Raw genomic sequence first — 17,987 nt, forward strand, 5'->3', positions numbered from 1 at the left:
ATAATAATGAAAAAAAGGATGAAATGGTATAGTAAAATTTTAGATCGAATATTAAAGGGAATCGTACTGTTTATATTTCCCATTGTATTGATCAGTTATTTGTTGGGCAAGGCCATCGGGTTTATACAAAAAATGATGACTCCTATACAAGAGCATTTACCTCAACAAAAGTTTTTTGGTATAGGTATGCTCACTTTACTCAGTGTTATTTTGATCCTTCTTATTTGCTATGGTTTTGGTTTTCTTCTGGAGAAAAGCAAAACGAAGTTCTTTATGAATAAATTGGATGACCTGCTTTCTGCCATCATACCGGGTTATGCCATGATGAAATCCAGTGCGAGTAATGCGATTGGCATTACAGATAAAGAATGGAAAGTTGTTTTACTTGGTGAAGAAGGGGACTGGCGCATGGGCGTTGAGGTCGATAAACAGCAAGGAGAATTTAGCGTTGTGTTTTTTCCTGAACCTCCCGATGCAAAAGCAGGAGAAGTAAAACTGATTCATCAATCAAAATTGAAATACAGCGAATTACCAATGGGACAACTGCTGTTGATGATCAAGAAGTATGGAGAGGGAGCCGGTAAATTAGTCAAAGACAAAGATTGATCTTTGGATGGAACTGACATATTTATGTGCGCCACATTTAAAAAGAAGGACACTTGAGATTGGATCAAGCCACCAAAACAACTTTCATCGAATTTTGTCCCGAAATAAGCAGGGGTTTTCCGTTCACTTCTTCGAAAAAAAGAATTCCTATGCTCACGACCAGGGCGGCGGAGTTTGATAATTCTGGTTCTCCTAACTGAATGGATAAATTTATGGTTTCCGTGAGATGAGATCTCGAGGAAAGCACTGAACTATAGCTAGTACCGCGAAACTCATGGTATTTGTCACCTACAAATAAATATTTCTCTACATCTTTGTCAAAAACATAGTCGCTCAAGACAAAGGCATGCAGTAGAACTTGAAAGTGGCTGGCCCGGTGAGGCCCTGAAATATAAATTGTGGGATGAAAGGGAGGCACTTGCCAAGTAATCAAATTTCTGGTGGAATTCAATTCAGGCATTGGGTAAGGCGGGTAAAAAACTGAGGATAGGGCTACTTTTTGATTGAGTTCAAAACCCTCTAGACATGTTTTGTTTTTGATGATTTCAAAAGACCTTGACCCTCGTACTCCTGCACCCGCTTTGTTGATGCGCTTCATTATCCCTGTTACTTTTCCGGATAAGGAGGTGGTTCTGATCAGCTTGGACACTGGGAGAAAACCATTGCGAAATGAACGTCCCATCACGGCAGAGGCGCCAAATTCCTGCATATTTTCACGGGTTCTCACAAAATTGGGTTCTTTGAGGATACGCTTTCTATCGGCACCTCCTGCACCTTTTACATAAAACTTTCCATTTCTTTCATAAAATACCAAACCACTTAACGATCCGGTGAATTTCAATAGACTCTTTTGATCTGCCATGTTTATTTGATTTATTGATTCATTTTTTTAGGATTCTACTATCCTCTTTTTTATGATGGCAGAAGTAAAAAGTAAACATCAAAATCACATATTTTTAGGTGTCAGCCATACTATTATGCTTTTTAATGGGTATTTTATAGGTTGAACAGTTTTCTATAATGAATTAGTTTGTTTTGAAACTGTGATGAGAGCGCACTGAGAGTGCACTGAGAGTACACTGAAAGCGCATTGATATTACACTGTAATCACAATAATTCTATGCAATTATCTAGCTATACAAATGAAATTTATATGTGTTTTTTATGCAGTTGATAATATTTACTTTAGAGTTTTAGACTGAGGTATACGCCTGAAACCTTTATTCAATATTATTGATGTCATCGCCATATTTAGGTGATAGATTTTCTATCTTTAAATAAAAATAGTATCCATGCAGCGCAAAATCATGAAATTCAAACCAAACTACTTGTTATTAATAGTCTTCATGTTCTTGATTCAGCCACTATGTAGCCAATCTTATAGCCCTGCCAAAGAGAATTTAGAAGCGAGAAAATGGTTTGCCGATGCCAAATTCGGACTCTTTATTCATTGGGGTGTTTATAGTGTATTGGGTGATGGAGAATGGGTCATGCAATTGCAAAATATATCGATCCCTGAATATGAAAAATTACCCACTTTTTTTAATCCCGTTAACTATAACGCAGCAGAGTGGGTAAAAATGGCCAAAGATGCGGGGATGAAATACATCTGTATCACTACACGCCACCACGATGGTTTTTCGATGTTTGATACTGAATTGACCGATTATAATATTGTAAAAAGTTCACCTTATAAAAAAGATATTTTAAAGGAGCTTGCCGTTGCTTGCGAAAAAGAAGGGATCAAATTGTTTTTTTATTATTCTCTTTTGGATTGGCATAACGATGATTATTATCCGAGAGGAAGTACCGGGAATGGTATTGCCGGAAGAAAAGATGGAAATTGGGAGAAGTATATCGCTTTTATGAAAGGTCAGCTCACAGAATTATTGACGAATTACGGGGAGATCGGCGGGATCTGGTTCGATGGAGATTGGGATAAGAAGGAGGCGGATTGGCATTACGATGAAATCTATCAATTAATACACAGATTGCAACCCCAATGCCTTATTGGAAATAATCACCACGAAGCAATTAAACCTGGAGAAGATTTTCAGATGTTCGAAAAGGACCTACCGGGAAGGTCAACACAAAAATTTGCTTCCAAGGCCGAAGATATAGGTTCTCTACCCAAAGAAGTTTGTGAGACGATCAACGGATCATGGGGTTTTAATTTACAAGATCGCCATCATAAAAGTGACAAAGAACTTATTCAATACCTTATCAAAGCAGCGGGTTACGGAACAAATTTATTGCTCAATGTTGGGCCTATGCCAAATGGAAAAATACAGGAAGAGCATGTAAAGTCTCTTGAAAAAATAGGTGATTGGTTAGCCGTATACGGGGAGACAATTTACGGTTCTGAAGGTGGAATTTTGGCACCGTCAGAAGATTTGGTTTCTACCCAAAAAGGAAAGAAACTTTATGTGCATTTGCTCAACCCTAAAGAAAATTGGTTTCTCCCGGGGTTTAATACCAAAATTGAAAACATGACTTTCTTCAAAAGTAGGGCAAAAGTAAAATACCAATTTACAGATTTTGGTTTGCTGTTTAGCACACCTGCAAGGGAGCAAGATGAGATTGACACGATCATAGAAATTACATTAAAGTAAAATTTAAAAAATATACTTAAAAATGGAGAAATTTGATTGGTTTAAAATCCTAATTTTATCAGTAGCCATCGTGTTGGCAGGTTATTTTGTAGGGAATATGCATAAAACAGGAAAAGCATTTGACCGCTCAGTTCAGGTAAAAGGACTTGCAGAAAAGGAAGTAAAAGCTGATCTGGCGGTTTGGCCCATCAATATCACCCTTGCGGGAAATGATTTGTTAACGCTGAAGAACGATCTAGAAATGCAAAATAGGGCTGTCAAAGCGTTCTTCCTGAAACTGGGATTTACGGAGGATGAATTGACAAGTGGTAACATTACCATTACAGACACCCAGGCAGTTTTGTACGGATCCGAAAATAGAAATCGGGAGTATCGCTATATCGCAAATGCGGAATTTACTGTGAGAACTAAAAATATAGAAAAAGTGCAACAAGCACTTACAGGTTCTTTAGCACTGATTTCTAATGGTATTTTGATCAATTCAAAAAACAGTTGGCAACCCATAGAGTACAGTTATTCGGGTCTGAATGAGATCAAACCAGCTATGATTGAAGAAGCGACCAGAAACGCCCGAGAAGTAGCAGATAAATTTGCGGAAGACTCGAATTCCAAAGTGGGTAAGATCAAAAATGCGCAGCAAGGTCTTTTTACCATCAATAACCTGGATGAAAATACAGCCTATATCAAAGTGGTGAGAGTAGTCTCTACCATCGATTATTATCTTGAGGATTAACAGTTGAGAAAAGCCGATCTAATCGATCAAATCTCGATCGTACTTTTCGATGGCTTCCACGATCAATGTAACGGCACCGATATAAAATTGTTGGTCTATATTTTCGAAATCGTCTTTTGGGGTATGGTAATCTTCATGATCTTCCACGCCAAAATAAATAAACGGAATACCCTTGTTGTGAAAAACACGGTGGTCGGATGATTCTGTCCAATCTTCAGCTTCATTCGCGGGGTCATCATGTCCGAATACTAATCTTACTGATGAGGTTAGATTTTCGATAGGGGCTTTTAAATAAGGATAGTGATGTGTACCACAAGCGTATAATTCTTTTTTCTCGTTTCTTGAAACCATGTCTAAATTGATGTTTAGTTTTATGGTTCCCATGGTCTCAGGAAAATTGTTTAAAAAATATTTCGCACCATAAGAGCCCTTTTCCTCTGCATCAAATTCGGCAAAGATGAGTGTGTGCTGAGGTGTTTTGTTTTTGAAATAATTGGCAATCACTGGTAAAGCAGCTGCTCCGGAAGCATCGTCATCTGCCCCGTTGTAAATTTCTCCATTTTGAATGCCCAAATGATCGTGATGGGCAGAAATGACAATAACTTGGTTTGTTTTACCCGGTATTTTAGCCAGAACATTACCGCCATAAACCAAAGTGTCGGGCACATTACTAAAATCTTCAGCTGGATTTTCGATAGGCAAAATCATTTGCCTTGCCCTACCTTGTAATAATTCGGGGAATGATTGAATATAACCACTTTCAAAAAGTGGCTCAATACCATATTGTTGAAATCTTTCGGCCAAATACAATTGCCCTTTTTTGTTTCCGACAGAAGCAAAATTTCTTCCTTCCAAAGAATCGTGAGACAAGGTTCGAATTCCGTTGATCAATGCTTGTTGGTCTATATTGATCGCTTGTGTATTTTTCTGAACAGAACAATTGAATAAAAGCAAGCCGGAGGCGAAGAGCAGTAAATATTTTATTTTCATGGTTTAAATTTGATACAGCAAGTTTACATAAATAAATTTTGTTGGCTAAAATTGTTTGATAGAATTGTAACGTCTTAAGAATTATGACAACTAATTTTGCTAAAACACGTAAATTTAACCAACCAAATAGATAAAGATATGATCATTTCAACAACAAACACTTTAGACAATCATCCTGTAAAAGAATACTTAGGTCTCGTGGCCGGAGAAACCATTATAGGCGCCAATATTTTTAGAGATATTTTTGCTTCGATTAGAGATGTAGTCGGAGGACGTTCGTCTTCCTATGAGGAAGTACTCCGTCAGGCAAAAGATACCGCCATCAAGGAAATGAAACAGCAAGCTGCAGAAAGAGGAGCCAATGCTGTTATAGGGATCGACTTAGATTATGAAACTGTAGGTCAGGGAATGTTGATGGTTGTCGCATCAGGGACCGCAGTCAAAATTTAGTCAACTTTTTTATGAAAACCACCTATGTAGAAGCTTCAAAACCTGAAGATTTTGTTCTCATTGAAAATCTGGCTCATGAAATTTGGCATGAGTATTATCCAGAAATTATAGGATTGGAGCAAGTTGTGTATATGTTAAAGAAATTTCAAAACTCAACCTATATGCAACATCAGGTTCAGGAATCGTTTGTTTATTTTTTGATTTATAGAGAAGATCATCCAGCTGGTTATCTTTCTTATCAAATTCAAAAAGATCAACTGTTTTTAAGTAAGATGTATCTGCTAGATAAATTCAGAGGTCAGAAGATCGGAAAAGAGTCTCTTGATTTTGTGGAAGAAAATGCCGTTGCGCTTCAATTGCCGAAAATAAGGTTAACGGTAAACAAGGATAACCTCAATGCGATCAAAGCCTATGAAAGTGCTGGCTTTGTCAATTACGGTGAAGCGGTAACCGATATAAGCGATGGTTTTGTGATGGACGATTATTTAATGGAGAAAAATATAGAATTAAAACGATGATCTGGATTATTTTAGGCTTGAGCCTTTTATTTATGGCCATTGGTTTTTTAATCAATGAAAAAAATGCTATAAATCTGCTGGCTGGCTATAATACCATGTCGGTTGAGCAGAGAAAAAATTTCGATTTGCATGGGTACCTGACCTTATTTAAGAAATTTCATATTTTTTTAGGTATTTCTTTTTTAGTATTTGGCTTAATCCTGTATTTTTTAGGTGAGGAAACCGCACTCGTCGCATTTATTTCTATTTACCCCATCAGCGCTTATTTGATCTTCATCTTCATTGGTTTTCGTTTTGATAATAATCCGAAAAACCTTAAAAGATATGCCAGTGTAATTGTCGTGGTGGTAAGTTTACTATTGGTTGTTTATATGATGTTTGAAGGGATGAAAGAAAATGAACTAGTCTTTTCAGATGATAATATTTCTATAGAGGGTATGTATGGTGATGATATTTTATATGCCGAGATTGCTGTGATAAAATTGGTTGATCAGCTGCCAAAAATCGTCAAAAAAAGTAATGGTTTTGCCGCAGGAGAAGTAAGAAAGGGATATTTTAAAACTGATCAAGATGAAAAGGTGAAATTAATCCTTAACGGAGATCAGATCCCAATTATTTATATTCAAAAAAGAGATTCTACCAAGTTGTATTTCTCTTCAAGTTCCACAGATAACCTAGGATTATTCCAGACTTTGGAAAAACAGATTCATGTAAAAAAAGAATAGTTCGGCTGAACAGAGTTGCTATTATTTGATATATTCGTTTGGCGACCTAAAAAAGAGCAATTCATGAAAGAAATAGTACTGGAGCAAAGAGAATTTTTTAACAGCAACCAGACCAAAGACGTTGCGTTTAGGATTGCGCAATTAAAAAAACTCAAAAGTTTGATCAAGGAAAATGAAAAGAGTTTCGACGAGGCTATCTTTACCGATTTTAAAAAATCAGCCTTTGATAATTTTACTTGCGAAATGGCCCTGGTCTACCACGATTTGGACGAGGCTATCAAAAATGTAAAAAAATGGTCTGCTAAAAAACCTGTAAAAACCAATTTGTTAAACCAACCCGGGAAAAGCTATGTGGTTCCTGAACCTTTGGGGGTTTCTTTGGTTATAGGAGCTTGGAATTATCCTTTTCAACTTTCATTCGCTCCTGTGATCGCTGCCATGGCGGCAGGAAACACAGTTGTTTTAAAACCCAGTGAACTCCCACAAAACACCAGTCGTATCATGGCTCAAGTTGTCAATGAAAATTTTGACCCGGCCTATTTTACAGTTGTTGAAGGGGGTGTTGCTGAGACCACTGAATTGTTAGCCCAGAAATTTGATAAGATCTTCTTTACAGGATCTGTACCTGTGGGAAAAATTGTCTATCAGGCCGCAGCTAAAAACCTCACACCCGTCACGCTGGAATTGGGAGGTAAAAGTCCAGCCATTATTGAGGCAGATTGTGATCTCCCTATCACCGTGAAAAGACTTGTTTGGGCGAAATTTTTAAATGCAGGTCAAACTTGTATTGCACCTGATTATATTTTAGTTCAAGAGTCGATCAAAGATCTATTCTTGCAAAAAATGGTCGAGGAAATCGAAAAGGAAAAATTTGATGTAACAAACGGAAACTATGTACAAATTATCAATCAGCGCAATACTGAACGGCTTGCCTCGATGATAGACAAAGAGAAAGTTTATTCCGGAGGTAAAGTGGATATAGAAAAAAGAATCATCCAACCCACTATTTTAAGCGATGTAACCTGGGAAGATAAAATAATGCAAGACGAGATTTTCGGTCCTATTTTGCCGGTACTTACCTACAGAGATTTATCCGAAGCCATTTCCCAAATAAAAGCACATCCTAGGCCTTTGTCGTGTTATATTTTCACTAAAAATAACAGAACTAAAGAAAGAGTTTTAAACGAAATTTCCTTTGGCGGTGGTGCGGTGAATGAAGCTATCATGCATATAGCAAATAGTAGCTTGCCCTTTGGAGGGGTTGGCAATAGTGGTATTGGCGCTTATCATGGAGAGGCTGGTTTTCGTACTTTTTCACATTACAAAAGTATATTAGAGAAACCCACTTGGTTCGAACCCAGTCTAAAATATTTCCCGCATACCAAGAAGAAGCTCAATTTGATCAAATGGATCATGGGCCAGAGGTGAAATTATGCGCTGATAGGTGAATATTTCAGTATGGTTGCAAAGTGTTTTAATTAATGGATTTGTAGGGTTTAAATTTAAATATTTGTATCTTAGATTTTACTTAGTTCAAAGAATATGATCAATGTATACCTCACCTTTAAAGGTAATTGTAAAGAAGCTTTTGATTTTTATAAACAGGTATTTGGAAATGATTTTGCCATGATCAGCACTTTTGCTGAAATGCCTCCCCAAGAAGGCTTGCCTCCCTTATCCAATGAAGATCTGCAAAGGATCATGCATGTTACACTCCCTGTTAATGGAGACACAGTACTCATGGGTAGTGATTGTCCTTCTTATATGGATAAAGAATTTATTTTAGGAAATAATTTTTCAATCTCGATCAATACAAAAAATAAGGCTGAAGCAGAAAGTTTTTTCAAAAAACTTTCGGTGAACGGAAAAGTAACCATGCCTATGTCAGTGACTTTTTGGAATGCCTATTTTGGCATGCTCACAGATCAATTTGGCATCAATTGGATGGTCAATTGTGATCTGTAAATTTTAATAAAATATGATAGAGGTTAAGGTAAACAGAATGCCAAAATGGTATATGATTTTAGCAATTGTATTGCTATTGTGGAATTTGATGGGCGTAGGATCTTTTGTCCAACATATTATGATATCAAATTCAGCTGAAGCTTTGGCGGCTTTACCGGAAGAAGAAGCAACATTATATGGCAAATACCCCTTGTGGACCCATATTGCTTTTGCAGTTTCTGTCATTTTTGGGGTATTGGGCTGTTTGGGTCTTCTGTTGAAAAAAAAGTGGTCTAAACCTGTGTTTGTCATTTCTTTTGTCTCTATCGTCATTCAAATGTACCACAGTTTATTTATTGCCAAAGCTACAGATGTTTATGGGCCGGGTGCTGTTACCATGCCTATCCTGGTTATATTGGTTGGTTTGTTTTTAATTTGGATGGCCGATTACGGCATAAAAAAAGGATTCCTTCATTAGAAAAATATTTACTTTCCACCCATAGCTCATATCACTACGACACTGTAATTTAATCACGCAATATATGTTTAGAAAATTAGATTTCTTTTTTTGAAAATGTGTATTGGTTTTGTTACGCCCTCTATTTTTAAAATTGATGAAAAATTGTTGTAACAAACACTTACAAAAAAAACTCTCTTGGGATAACCTTATTTTTGTAATAAATTAAATTTAAGTGATTTAAAGTTGTTTTTTAGAGTCAATTTAATGCGAAGTCTAGGTTTTATTGACTAACTTTAATGTTGTTAAAAAATGTTAAAATTTTTTCGCTCGATTTCTTAAATGTGATTACTTTTTTGAAAGATTTTATGACTCATTTTTTATGTAGCATTGAAAATTATTTACCATGAAAACAATAAATTTCTTACTTATTTTAATGCTTATAGGCATGTTTAGTTGCACTACACCAACTAAAGAGAATGAAACTGTCGCTGTCTCCACAGGGGATATTGACAGAACTATTCTTCCTATTAAAGAACCAACACCTCCAACTTTTACAGAATTAGATGTACGTAATGCAAAGATGCCTGCTTCTTTCGAAGTGAAAGCCCCAGACGGAGCGCCTAATGTAATTCTCGTTTTGGTCGATGACCTAGGTTTTGCCGGAACAAGTACCTTTGGGGGGCCTGTACCTACACCTACCTTCGACAAAATTGCAAATGAAGGATTGTACTACAACAATTTTCACACGACAGCAGTATGTTCACCTACACGCGCTGCCTTAAAGAGTGGTCGTAATCACCATGTAAATAACATGGGTAGTATCATAGAAACAGGTACAGGATTCCCCGGAAACACGGGAAGCATTCCACAAAACGTGACGCCTGTAGCAGAAACGTTAAGATTAAATGGCTATTCTACGGCAGCTTTCGGTAAATGGCATGAATTGGCCGCATGGGAAGCAAATACTTCTGGACCATTCGATAGATGGCCAACCCGACAAGGCTTTGATAAATTCTACGGTTTTCTCGGTGGAGAAACCAATCAATGGGCCCCTTTTATTTACGATGGCGTTCATCCTGTTGAATTACCGGAGGATCCAGATTATCACTTTATGAAGGATATGACAGATCAGGCGACGGCTTGGATGAAATATCAAAAAGCCCTAACACCTGATAAACCATTTTTTATGTATTTCGCACCTGGCGCGGTTCATGCCCCACACCATGTCCCACAAAGTTATATCGACAAGTGGAAAGGAAAATTTGACGGAGGTTGGGATGCTATGCGCGAACAAATTTTGGCTCGTCAGATTGAAAAGGGCATTGTTCCTCAAGGGACAAAACTGGCGCCTAAACCCAAAGCTATACAGGAATGGGCAAGTCTATCAGCTGATGAAAAGAAGCTATTTACAAAGCAGGCAGAAGTATTTGCAGCTTATGTAGATATGGCAGATTATGAAATTGGTCGTCTATTAACAGCCATCGATGAAATTGGTCAAGCAGATAACACCATGGTGATTTTTGTGTACGGAGATAATGGCACAAGTGCAGAAGGAGGAACCAATGGTATGTATAGTGAAATGACCTATTTTAATGGCGTAGCTGAAACAGTGCCGGACATGTTGAAGAAAGTGAATGATTGGGGTGGTCCGCACACTTATCCTCATATGGCTGCAGGTTGGGCGGTGATGTTCGATACACCCTATAAATGGACCAAACAAATGGGATCTGATCACGGTGGAACAAAGGTTGGAATGGCTGTTCGTTGGCCAAAGGGAATCAAAGCAAAAGGAGAATTGCGAACACAATTCACCCATGTCATTGATGTGGCTCCCACTATTTTAGAAGCCATAGGTTTGCCGGAGCCAACAGAAGTAAATGGCGTAGTACAACACCCAATGGATGGAACAAGTATGCTTTATACTTTTAATGACCAGAGTGCAAAAGAGAGACATACAGTTCAATATTTCGAAATGTTCGGGAATAGAGCTATTTATAAGGATGGCTGGTATGCACGAACCATTCATAGAGCACCTTGGGAAAAAACACCAAGGAGACCTTTGGAGGAAGATATTTGGGAGCTTTATGAAGTAGCAAATGATTTTAGTTTGGTCAATGATATTTCAGCTGAACATCCTGAAAAATTAAAAGAATTGCAGGCGCTTTTTATGTCTGAGGCTGAAAAAAATCACGTATTACCCATAGACGATCGCGTATTTGAGCGCTTGATTGCAGAAAATGTGGGTCGTCCTGATATCATGCAAGGTAGAACTTCATTAACATTAGCGGAAGGTATGACGGGTATGACCGAAAACACTTTTCTGAGCTTAAAAAATAAATCCTCTGTTATTACAGCAGACATTGTAGTTGAAGAAGGAGCATCTGCCAATGGAATTATTATTGCCCAAGGTGGTCGCTTCGGAGGTTGGGCATTATATGTACAGGATGGTGTTCCTGCCTATGATTACAATTTCTTAGGAATGGAAAGATATACAGTGAGGGCTACAGAAAAATTAAAACCCGGTAAATATACCGTCAAATTTGATTTCGCTTATGATGGTGGAGGTCTTGCAAAAGGAGGTTTAGGAACTTTCTATATTAATGGAAAAAAAGCAGGAGAAGGTAGAATTGACAAAACCCAACCAGCTATATTCTCTGCAGATGAAACCACCGATGTAGGAATAGACTTAGCAACGCCCGTTGTTGAAACAATTGGATCAGAAAACAAGTCAAAATTTAATGGCCATATCCCTAAAGTTGTCATTGAATTGAAATAAGTTAGCAAGAAAATAACACATCCGTACCATGCAAAATGGTGTGGATGTGTCTTTAAAAAAGAAATAACCTTTGAAGACCTTCAATTAGATGACTACAGAAAAAATATTGAAAGAATTAAAATCAGTCTTGCTCGCATGGATCTATTTTCTTATTTGGTTTGCAGCGCTTATGTTAATCAAAGTACTTTTGTTAGAGGAATATAATATTAAGTTTTCTGGCGTATCTGTCGTTATTATAGGGTCACTGGTAGCCTCAAAGGCAGTTGTTATTTTACAAAATGTATCCTTTGGAGGAAAGAATCAGCCAGCGATTGTTCATATTTTTTTACGTACGCTTTTATATCTGGCAGGAACTGCGATTTTAATGTTATTGGAACACGCCTTTGAAACACGTCATGAATTTGGAGGGTTTTGGAATGCAATTAAAAACCTAGGTAAAAGTGCAAGTTTTTACCATGTCATAGTTAATGTCATTTGTGTTTTTGGAGCATTGTTTTTTTACAACTTCGGTTCGGTTATAAAAACGAAATTAGGAAAAGGTGGTTTGATGGAATTGTTGATCTCTCCCATTGAAAAATAGCAGATCCCCAATTCTTCAGTTCATTTACGAATCAATTCGATTTTAGATGTAAATTTAAGAATGATTATCTTTACGTTTAAATGATTTGCTATGTTTTCCAGAATTTTGTTGATTTTTAGTGCTTGTATGTTAGGTGTATTAGGAGTGAGTTTGTCTTTTTTTCCGCAGGAGATTTTACAGATATTTGATCAAGACCAAATCCCGTTTACGAATTTAATTCTTCAGATTGCTGGTTCTTTATATTTGGGTTTGGCTATTCTTAACTGGATGTCAAAAAACACCATTATTGGCGGTGTCTATGGGCGACCTATTCTAATTATCAATCTTATACATTTTATGTCTACCAGTATTATTTTGGTGAAATTTTCTGTAGGCATGCTCAACGCTTATCTGCTCATTTTAGCCACCTTTTATATCATGATCACTTTTGCTTTTATCGTGGCCTTTATGACAAATCCTGTGATAGAAGTAAATGATATTGAGGAGGTGAATTGAGCGCAGGCTTAAGAAAAACAGCAAAAAATATAAGGTTTGATCTAATCCCTGAATTTTTATTTATTTATATTTGAGTACTAACCAAATAATTTACCAAATGAAACAATTGACCTTCACCGTATTCGTAACCCTACTGCTTTTTTCTTGCAAAACAGAGGAAAAAAAGCAAGAAGTAAATGCAGAACCTTATGCCTTACAACAAACCCTGTATTACGGTGGTGATATACTTACCATGGAAGGGGATGAACCCACTTATGCAGAAGCCCTTGTGCAACGTGAGGGGAAAATCATTTTTGTTGGCCCCAAGACTCAAGCGTTGGAACAATTTGGCGGTAAGGCACAGGAGGTAGATTTAGAAGGAAAAACGCTCGTTCCTGGTTTTTTTGATGCACATGCTCATTTTTATGGTTTTGGTGCCCAGGCAATAACAGCAAATCTGTTAGCCAGTCCTGATGGGAATTGCAATTCGATTGCTGATATGATCAACGAATTGAAAGACTGGTATAAAATAAACGGTACGGATAAGACCCAGGGCTGGATTGTGGGTATGGGATTTGATGATGCCGTTTTGGAAGATAAAAGATTTCCAACAAAGGAGGATCTGGATCAGGTTTCTGTAGATGTGCCAATTATGGTTGTTCATATTTCGGGTCATTTTTGTGTTCTCAACTCAAAAGGTTTGGAAGTGATTGGAATGAATGCAAATACACCAGACCCTGAAGGTGGCGTGATCAGAAGAATGGAGGGCTCGAAAGAACCCAATGGTGTATTGGAGGAATTGGCCGCCATTCCGGTCATGATCAAAAATATAAGTCCTGTAGAACCCCAATTAGCAGATCTCTATATGGATGAAGGGCAAAAAATGGCTGCCAGTTTTGGTTATACCACAGCGGTAGAGGGACGTGCCATGGGTAATCATGAACAATTGGCGGATTATGCGAAAAGAGGAAAATTTTATATTGATGTTGCCTCTTTGATAGATTATGCCTTTACACCTTATATGAATAGCGTATGGAATAGCAAACGTTATAAAGACGGGTACCGTATTGCGGGATTAAAACTTACCCTAGATGGTTCACCTCAGGGAAGAACAGCCTGGCGAACCATGCCTTATTTACTTCCACCTGACGGACAAAAGAAAGGTTATGCGGGCTATCCGGCGATTCCTAAAGATGAGGATGTACAAAAAATTGTCGATACGGCCTTTGCCAATAACTGGCAATTGAGTGTACATAGTAACGCTGATGCATCAGCAGACCAGCTTTTTCGTGTTTTGAACAAGGCTTCTGCTGAATATGGAAATAAAGATAGACGCACCTCACTAATTCACGGACAGTTGATCAGGATGGATCAATTGGATAGCCTGAAAAAATATGAAGTGATTGGCTCATTTTTTCCAATGCATACCTTTTATTGGGGAGATTGGTATGATGAGATTATTGGTCCGGAAAAGGCGCAACAGATCAGTCCGATCAAATCTGCATTGAATAAGGGAGTAGTTGTTACCAGCCATACAGACGCGCCAGTAGCCCTGCCAAATTTAATGATGATCTTATGGACAACAGTGAATCGTGTGAGCAGAAGTGGTAAAGTAATGGGACCTGATGAAAGATTAACCACTTATGAGGCCTTGAAATCAATTACCATCTGGGGTGCTTACCAATTTTATGAAGAAAATCAAAAGGGTACATTGAAAGAAGGAAAATTGGCCGATATGGTCATCTTGGATAAAAACCCTTTAAAAGTAGATCCGATGATATTAAAGGATATCAAAGTCTTGGAAACGATCAAAGAAGGGAAAACAGTTTTTAAACGATCGAGATAATAAAAGGATGGGGTTTCGAACGAAGCCTCTTTTTTTTGTGATAAAAGTTGAATTATGCCTTTTTATATTAGTGGCGAACCCTAATGTTTATCATATTTGTCATTTAGTGATTTTAATAGATAGCCACATTTGAGTTGATTAGAACATAGGACTATCTGCCGTTCATTTCACTCAATCCAACAGAAATTCTTACATTTATAGTGCAAACCTATAACCAAATCTTTTATGGCCTATTCTTTGAAAAAAATAGCCGTTAACCTTGGAAAAGTTCTTTTGGGGCTACTTATTCTAGTCTTTGTTATCATTGCTTTTGCTCTAAATTTTGTTTTTACACCGGAAAAAATTACTCCTAAAATAGTCAGTGCGATTAATAAGAATTTAGAGGCTGAAATGAGGGCAGAAAGTATCGAACTCAGTTTTTTTAAAACTTTCCCTAGTTTCACTTTAGAAATAGATGATGGCGCCATCGTGAATCATTTAAATGATTCTATTAAATCTGCCGTCACTGTAAGAAGGGATACTGTTGTATCTTTTGAGCGTTGTCAGGTAACAGTAAATCCGTGGGCTTTTTTAAGGAATAAAATTGTGATCAACCACTTGATATTTGAAAAGCCACAGATTTATGCTTTTATCAGCGAAAGCGGAGAAGTGAATTGGGATATTTTAAAAACAACAGATTCCATTGAATCCCAACCAGACTCACCAGTTACAGAAACTGAGTTTGATGCAAAAATTGATATCAAAGATGTACGAATAAGAGATGGATACTTGTTTTTTGAGAATGGGCTTACCAATTTATTTTCAAGTTTGGAGGAACTTGAATTGCGGTTAAAGGCAAAATACGATCCAAAAAAGATTCTTTTGGATATAGATTGCCAGTCAAATTCTTCCAATTTATTTAAAAAAGGAGATACCCTTTTGCACGATTTTGGTCTGGGAATTGTTTCTAAACTCGAAATGGATAGGGTGACCAAAGCCTTGCATACTGAAAAGACGAAGCTCATATTAAATGATGCAGCATTTGTATTGAATGGGGATATTGCCTTGAATCAAGAAAAAAAAATACTTGATCTCGACTTGAATTTTGGTCTTGAAAACGCCAGTATAGAAAATTTAATGGGCTTGCTTCCACCAAGTGTCATCAATAAAAAATCCATTCCGAGTTCAAAAGGAGAAGTAAACCTTGATGGCAATATCAAGGGAGCCTATGGCAAGAATAGCCTTCCTACCGTAAACGCAGCTTTAAACATAAAAAATGGTGAGCTTGCTTACAAAGAAATGCCCAACAAAATAGATGAATTAGAGGCAGAAATGACTCTTTTTATCGATCCGACTAAGGAGGAAATATCATTTGTGAAAATTGAGAATTGTAAAATTATAGGGAATAATACCGCTATAAAGATTGATGCAAATGTGTCTGATCTGCTTGATAATACAAGGTTCAATGCAAATTTAGATGGAAAGGTTGATTTTGGAGAATTGCAAAAAACCATACCCTTTAAAGAAGGAATAAAACTAGCCGGCATTTTTAGTTCTAAAGTTGAATTATCATTTACCAAAGACGATATTGAACGATCAAATTATGGCGATATAAAAGGGAAAGGTTTTTTTATGTTCGAAAATTTTTTCATAGAAAATACCCAAAGGCAAAATGTTTTTTCAACAAAGTACAGTAAGATGGAATTCATTCAATCAGATGAAAGTACTATTTTATCGGATGCAGGAACAAAAGTAAGAGGAGGTCGAATTGATATAAGCGATCTTATACTACAACAAAATGAAAAATTACAATTTACTGTTGCGAAACTTTTTGCTGAATATGGAGCGATACCCAAAAAGGATACGACATCAATCCGCAGAATTAAATCAAAATTTGAATTGAAACAATCAAAATTTAATATTGGCGATACTTTAAAAGGGGAGATTAGATATTCAAAGGGAGTTTTTTTTGTCAATCCATCCGAGTTAAATCCTGTTAAGCCATCAGTAAAAATGGTCATTGAAATTGATTCAGTTGGTATCAAGTCAAAAAATAATTATTTCGCCATAAAAAAGGGACGTTATAACGTGTCGACAGAAAAAAATGAAAAAAATTTGTGGCCACTGAATGGGGAAATTTCATTTGGGAGCTTGATACTTTATACACCTTCTTTTCCACTGGAGCTTAAAATGCCCGAAACAAGCTTGAAATTAAGTGAAGGCATAATCAATTTAGAAAAGGCACATATGCAGTTAGGTAGGTCTGATTTTACAGCAAGTGGAAAACTAGCTAATTTTGGAGGTAGATTTTTTAGAGATGAACTACTAAAAGGTGAGCTAAACATAAATTCTAAATTTACCGATGTCAATCAGTTGATAAAGACGCTGAATGAAGGAGAGAAGAATGAAAAAGCAGAAGATAAAGATCCGGATAGTAAAATGGTCACCATAGCAGATGTGGAAACTGCCGATAGCACTTCTGTTTTTGTTGTACCTAAAGGTGTTGAGTTTATTTGGAATACCCAGCTGGAGGAAGTAAAAATGGGTAAACTCATTTTAAAAAATTTGAATGGACTAGTCACTTTGAAAGACCAAAAAATAGAGATGAATAGTTTGAGTATGATCACAAATGGAGCAAAGATGTACACCTCATCCACCTATGAAGCCAAAAGTAAACAGTTGGCAAATCTGAATATGGATTTTAAACTGCTCGATATAGATTTGGCAAATCTAATAGATATGTTTCCTGTTTTGGATTCGATCATGCCAATGGCTGGTTCCTTTGACGGAAATGTGAACTTTAGAATGAAAGGAAGAGCGAATATGGATGCTAATTTGGGTATGTCTGCAAACAAATTGGAATTGATCGCGAGAATTCTTGGAAAAAATATGGTAATTATGGATAGTGAAACTTTTCAAGAAATTGCAAAAAAGCTGTTTTTTAAAAACAAAGAAAAAAATATCATTGACGAGATGTCTTTTGCCTTGCAGTATAAAGATCAGGTGCTAGAGGTCTTTCCGTCAGAGTTCCAAGTAGATCGATATCGTTTAGCCCTTGGTGGAGTGCAAAAACTTAACGGAAGTTATTCTTTCCATATTTCGGTTTTAAAAACCCCTATTCCTTTACTCAAGATGGGAATTGATGTGATCGGCACAGACCAAGGGAATAATATGGACCTGACGAAGGCTAGGTATAAATACTTCTTTGCGAAAAGCGATAGAAAAAGAGAAAAGGCAGACCAGGAACTAATGGCGAGAAAAGAGGCCGTCATAAAACGTTTACCATTTTAAAAG

16 protein-coding genes are annotated in these 17,987 nt (G+C 37.0%); 14 read left to right on the forward strand and 2 right to left on the reverse strand.

All coding sequences use genetic code 11. The features are described from left to right. Window positions 1–6 precede the first annotated feature (6 nt). Window positions 7–606 (forward strand): hypothetical protein, encoded by a 600-nt coding sequence (locus tag ACFQ39_RS07665; protein WP_377177718.1) that lies wholly within the window; start codon window positions 7–9, stop codon window positions 604–606. Window positions 607–670: 64 nt separating this feature from the next. Here ACFQ39_RS07665 and ACFQ39_RS07670 read toward each other — a convergent pair whose 3' ends face one another. Beyond that, the gene (locus ACFQ39_RS07670) at window positions 671–1,468 is read right to left on the reverse strand and encodes a hypothetical protein (protein ID WP_377177720.1); all 798 of its coding nucleotides are present in this window, start codon (window positions 1,466–1,468) and stop codon (window positions 671–673) included. Between the two features lie 430 nt (window positions 1,469–1,898). Between ACFQ39_RS07670 and ACFQ39_RS07675 the strand changes: the two genes are divergently transcribed. Both ACFQ39_RS07675 and ACFQ39_RS07680 read left to right on the forward strand, forming a co-directional pair. Then, the gene (locus ACFQ39_RS07675) at window positions 1,899–3,218 is read left to right on the forward strand and encodes an alpha-L-fucosidase (protein ID WP_377177722.1); all 1,320 of its coding nucleotides are present in this window, start codon (window positions 1,899–1,901) and stop codon (window positions 3,216–3,218) included. A gap of 22 nt (window positions 3,219–3,240) precedes the next feature. Next, complete coding sequence (locus tag ACFQ39_RS07680; RefSeq protein ID WP_377177724.1) at window positions 3,241–3,951, forward strand: SIMPL domain-containing protein; 711 nt, start codon at window positions 3,241–3,243, stop codon at window positions 3,949–3,951. Between the two features lie 18 nt (window positions 3,952–3,969). On the opposite strand, the gene ACFQ39_RS07685 is transcribed toward ACFQ39_RS07680, so the two are convergent. Next, window positions 3,970–4,941 (reverse strand): M28 family peptidase, encoded by a 972-nt coding sequence (locus ACFQ39_RS07685; protein ID WP_377177726.1) that lies wholly within the window; start codon window positions 4,939–4,941, stop codon window positions 3,970–3,972. 138 nt (window positions 4,942–5,079) lie between these two features. Between ACFQ39_RS07685 and ACFQ39_RS07690 the strand changes: the two genes are divergently transcribed. The 11 genes from ACFQ39_RS07690 (at window position 5,080) to ACFQ39_RS07740 (ending at window position 17,984) form a co-directional block, all read left to right on the forward strand. Further along, complete coding sequence (locus ACFQ39_RS07690; RefSeq protein ID WP_377177728.1) at window positions 5,080–5,391, forward strand: YbjQ family protein; 312 nt, start codon at window positions 5,080–5,082, stop codon at window positions 5,389–5,391. Window positions 5,392–5,402: 11 nt separating this feature from the next. Continuing rightward, on the forward strand, window positions 5,403–5,909 hold the full coding sequence (locus ACFQ39_RS07695; protein WP_377177730.1) for a GNAT family N-acetyltransferase: 507 nt from the start codon (window positions 5,403–5,405) through the stop codon (window positions 5,907–5,909). Next, window positions 5,906–6,634, forward strand: coding sequence for a DUF3784 domain-containing protein (locus ACFQ39_RS07700; protein WP_377177732.1), 729 nt, complete (start codon window positions 5,906–5,908; stop codon window positions 6,632–6,634). The genes ACFQ39_RS07695 and ACFQ39_RS07700 overlap by 4 nt, the downstream gene beginning before the upstream one ends. A 63-nt stretch (window positions 6,635–6,697) precedes the next feature. Further along, the gene (locus tag ACFQ39_RS07705) at window positions 6,698–8,062 is read left to right on the forward strand and encodes an aldehyde dehydrogenase (protein WP_377177734.1); all 1,365 of its coding nucleotides are present in this window, start codon (window positions 6,698–6,700) and stop codon (window positions 8,060–8,062) included. 114 nt (window positions 8,063–8,176) lie between these two features. Continuing rightward, window positions 8,177–8,599: a VOC family protein gene (locus ACFQ39_RS07710; RefSeq protein WP_377177736.1), complete on the forward strand. Its 423-nt coding sequence runs from the start codon at window positions 8,177–8,179 to the stop codon at window positions 8,597–8,599. Between the two features lie 13 nt (window positions 8,600–8,612). Next, entirely contained in the window at window positions 8,613–9,056 is a 444-nt protein-coding gene (locus ACFQ39_RS07715) for a hypothetical protein (protein WP_377177738.1), read from the forward strand. Between the two features lie 385 nt (window positions 9,057–9,441). Then, complete coding sequence (locus tag ACFQ39_RS07720; protein ID WP_377177740.1) at window positions 9,442–11,814, forward strand: arylsulfatase; 2,373 nt, start codon at window positions 9,442–9,444, stop codon at window positions 11,812–11,814. An 88-nt stretch (window positions 11,815–11,902) separates the two neighbouring features. After that, window positions 11,903–12,394, forward strand: a complete 492-nt coding sequence (locus ACFQ39_RS07725; RefSeq protein WP_377177741.1) for a hypothetical protein — start codon at window positions 11,903–11,905, stop codon at window positions 12,392–12,394. Window positions 12,395–12,484: 90 nt separating this feature from the next. Continuing rightward, window positions 12,485–12,889, forward strand: coding sequence for a hypothetical protein (locus tag ACFQ39_RS07730; protein WP_377177743.1), 405 nt, complete (start codon window positions 12,485–12,487; stop codon window positions 12,887–12,889). A gap of 97 nt (window positions 12,890–12,986) precedes the next feature. Next, window positions 12,987–14,714 (forward strand): amidohydrolase, encoded by a 1,728-nt coding sequence (locus ACFQ39_RS07735; protein ID WP_377177745.1) that lies wholly within the window; start codon window positions 12,987–12,989, stop codon window positions 14,712–14,714. Between the two features lie 225 nt (window positions 14,715–14,939). Beyond that, a complete protein-coding gene (locus ACFQ39_RS07740; RefSeq protein WP_377177747.1) occupies window positions 14,940–17,984 on the forward strand; it encodes a hypothetical protein in 3,045 nt (1,014 codons plus the stop codon). The last annotated feature ends 3 nt before the right edge of the window (window positions 17,985–17,987 follow it).

The organism is Namhaeicola litoreus (genome assembly GCF_042679565.1).
Lineage (GTDB): Bacteria > Bacteroidota > Bacteroidia > Flavobacteriales > Flavobacteriaceae > Namhaeicola > Namhaeicola litoreus.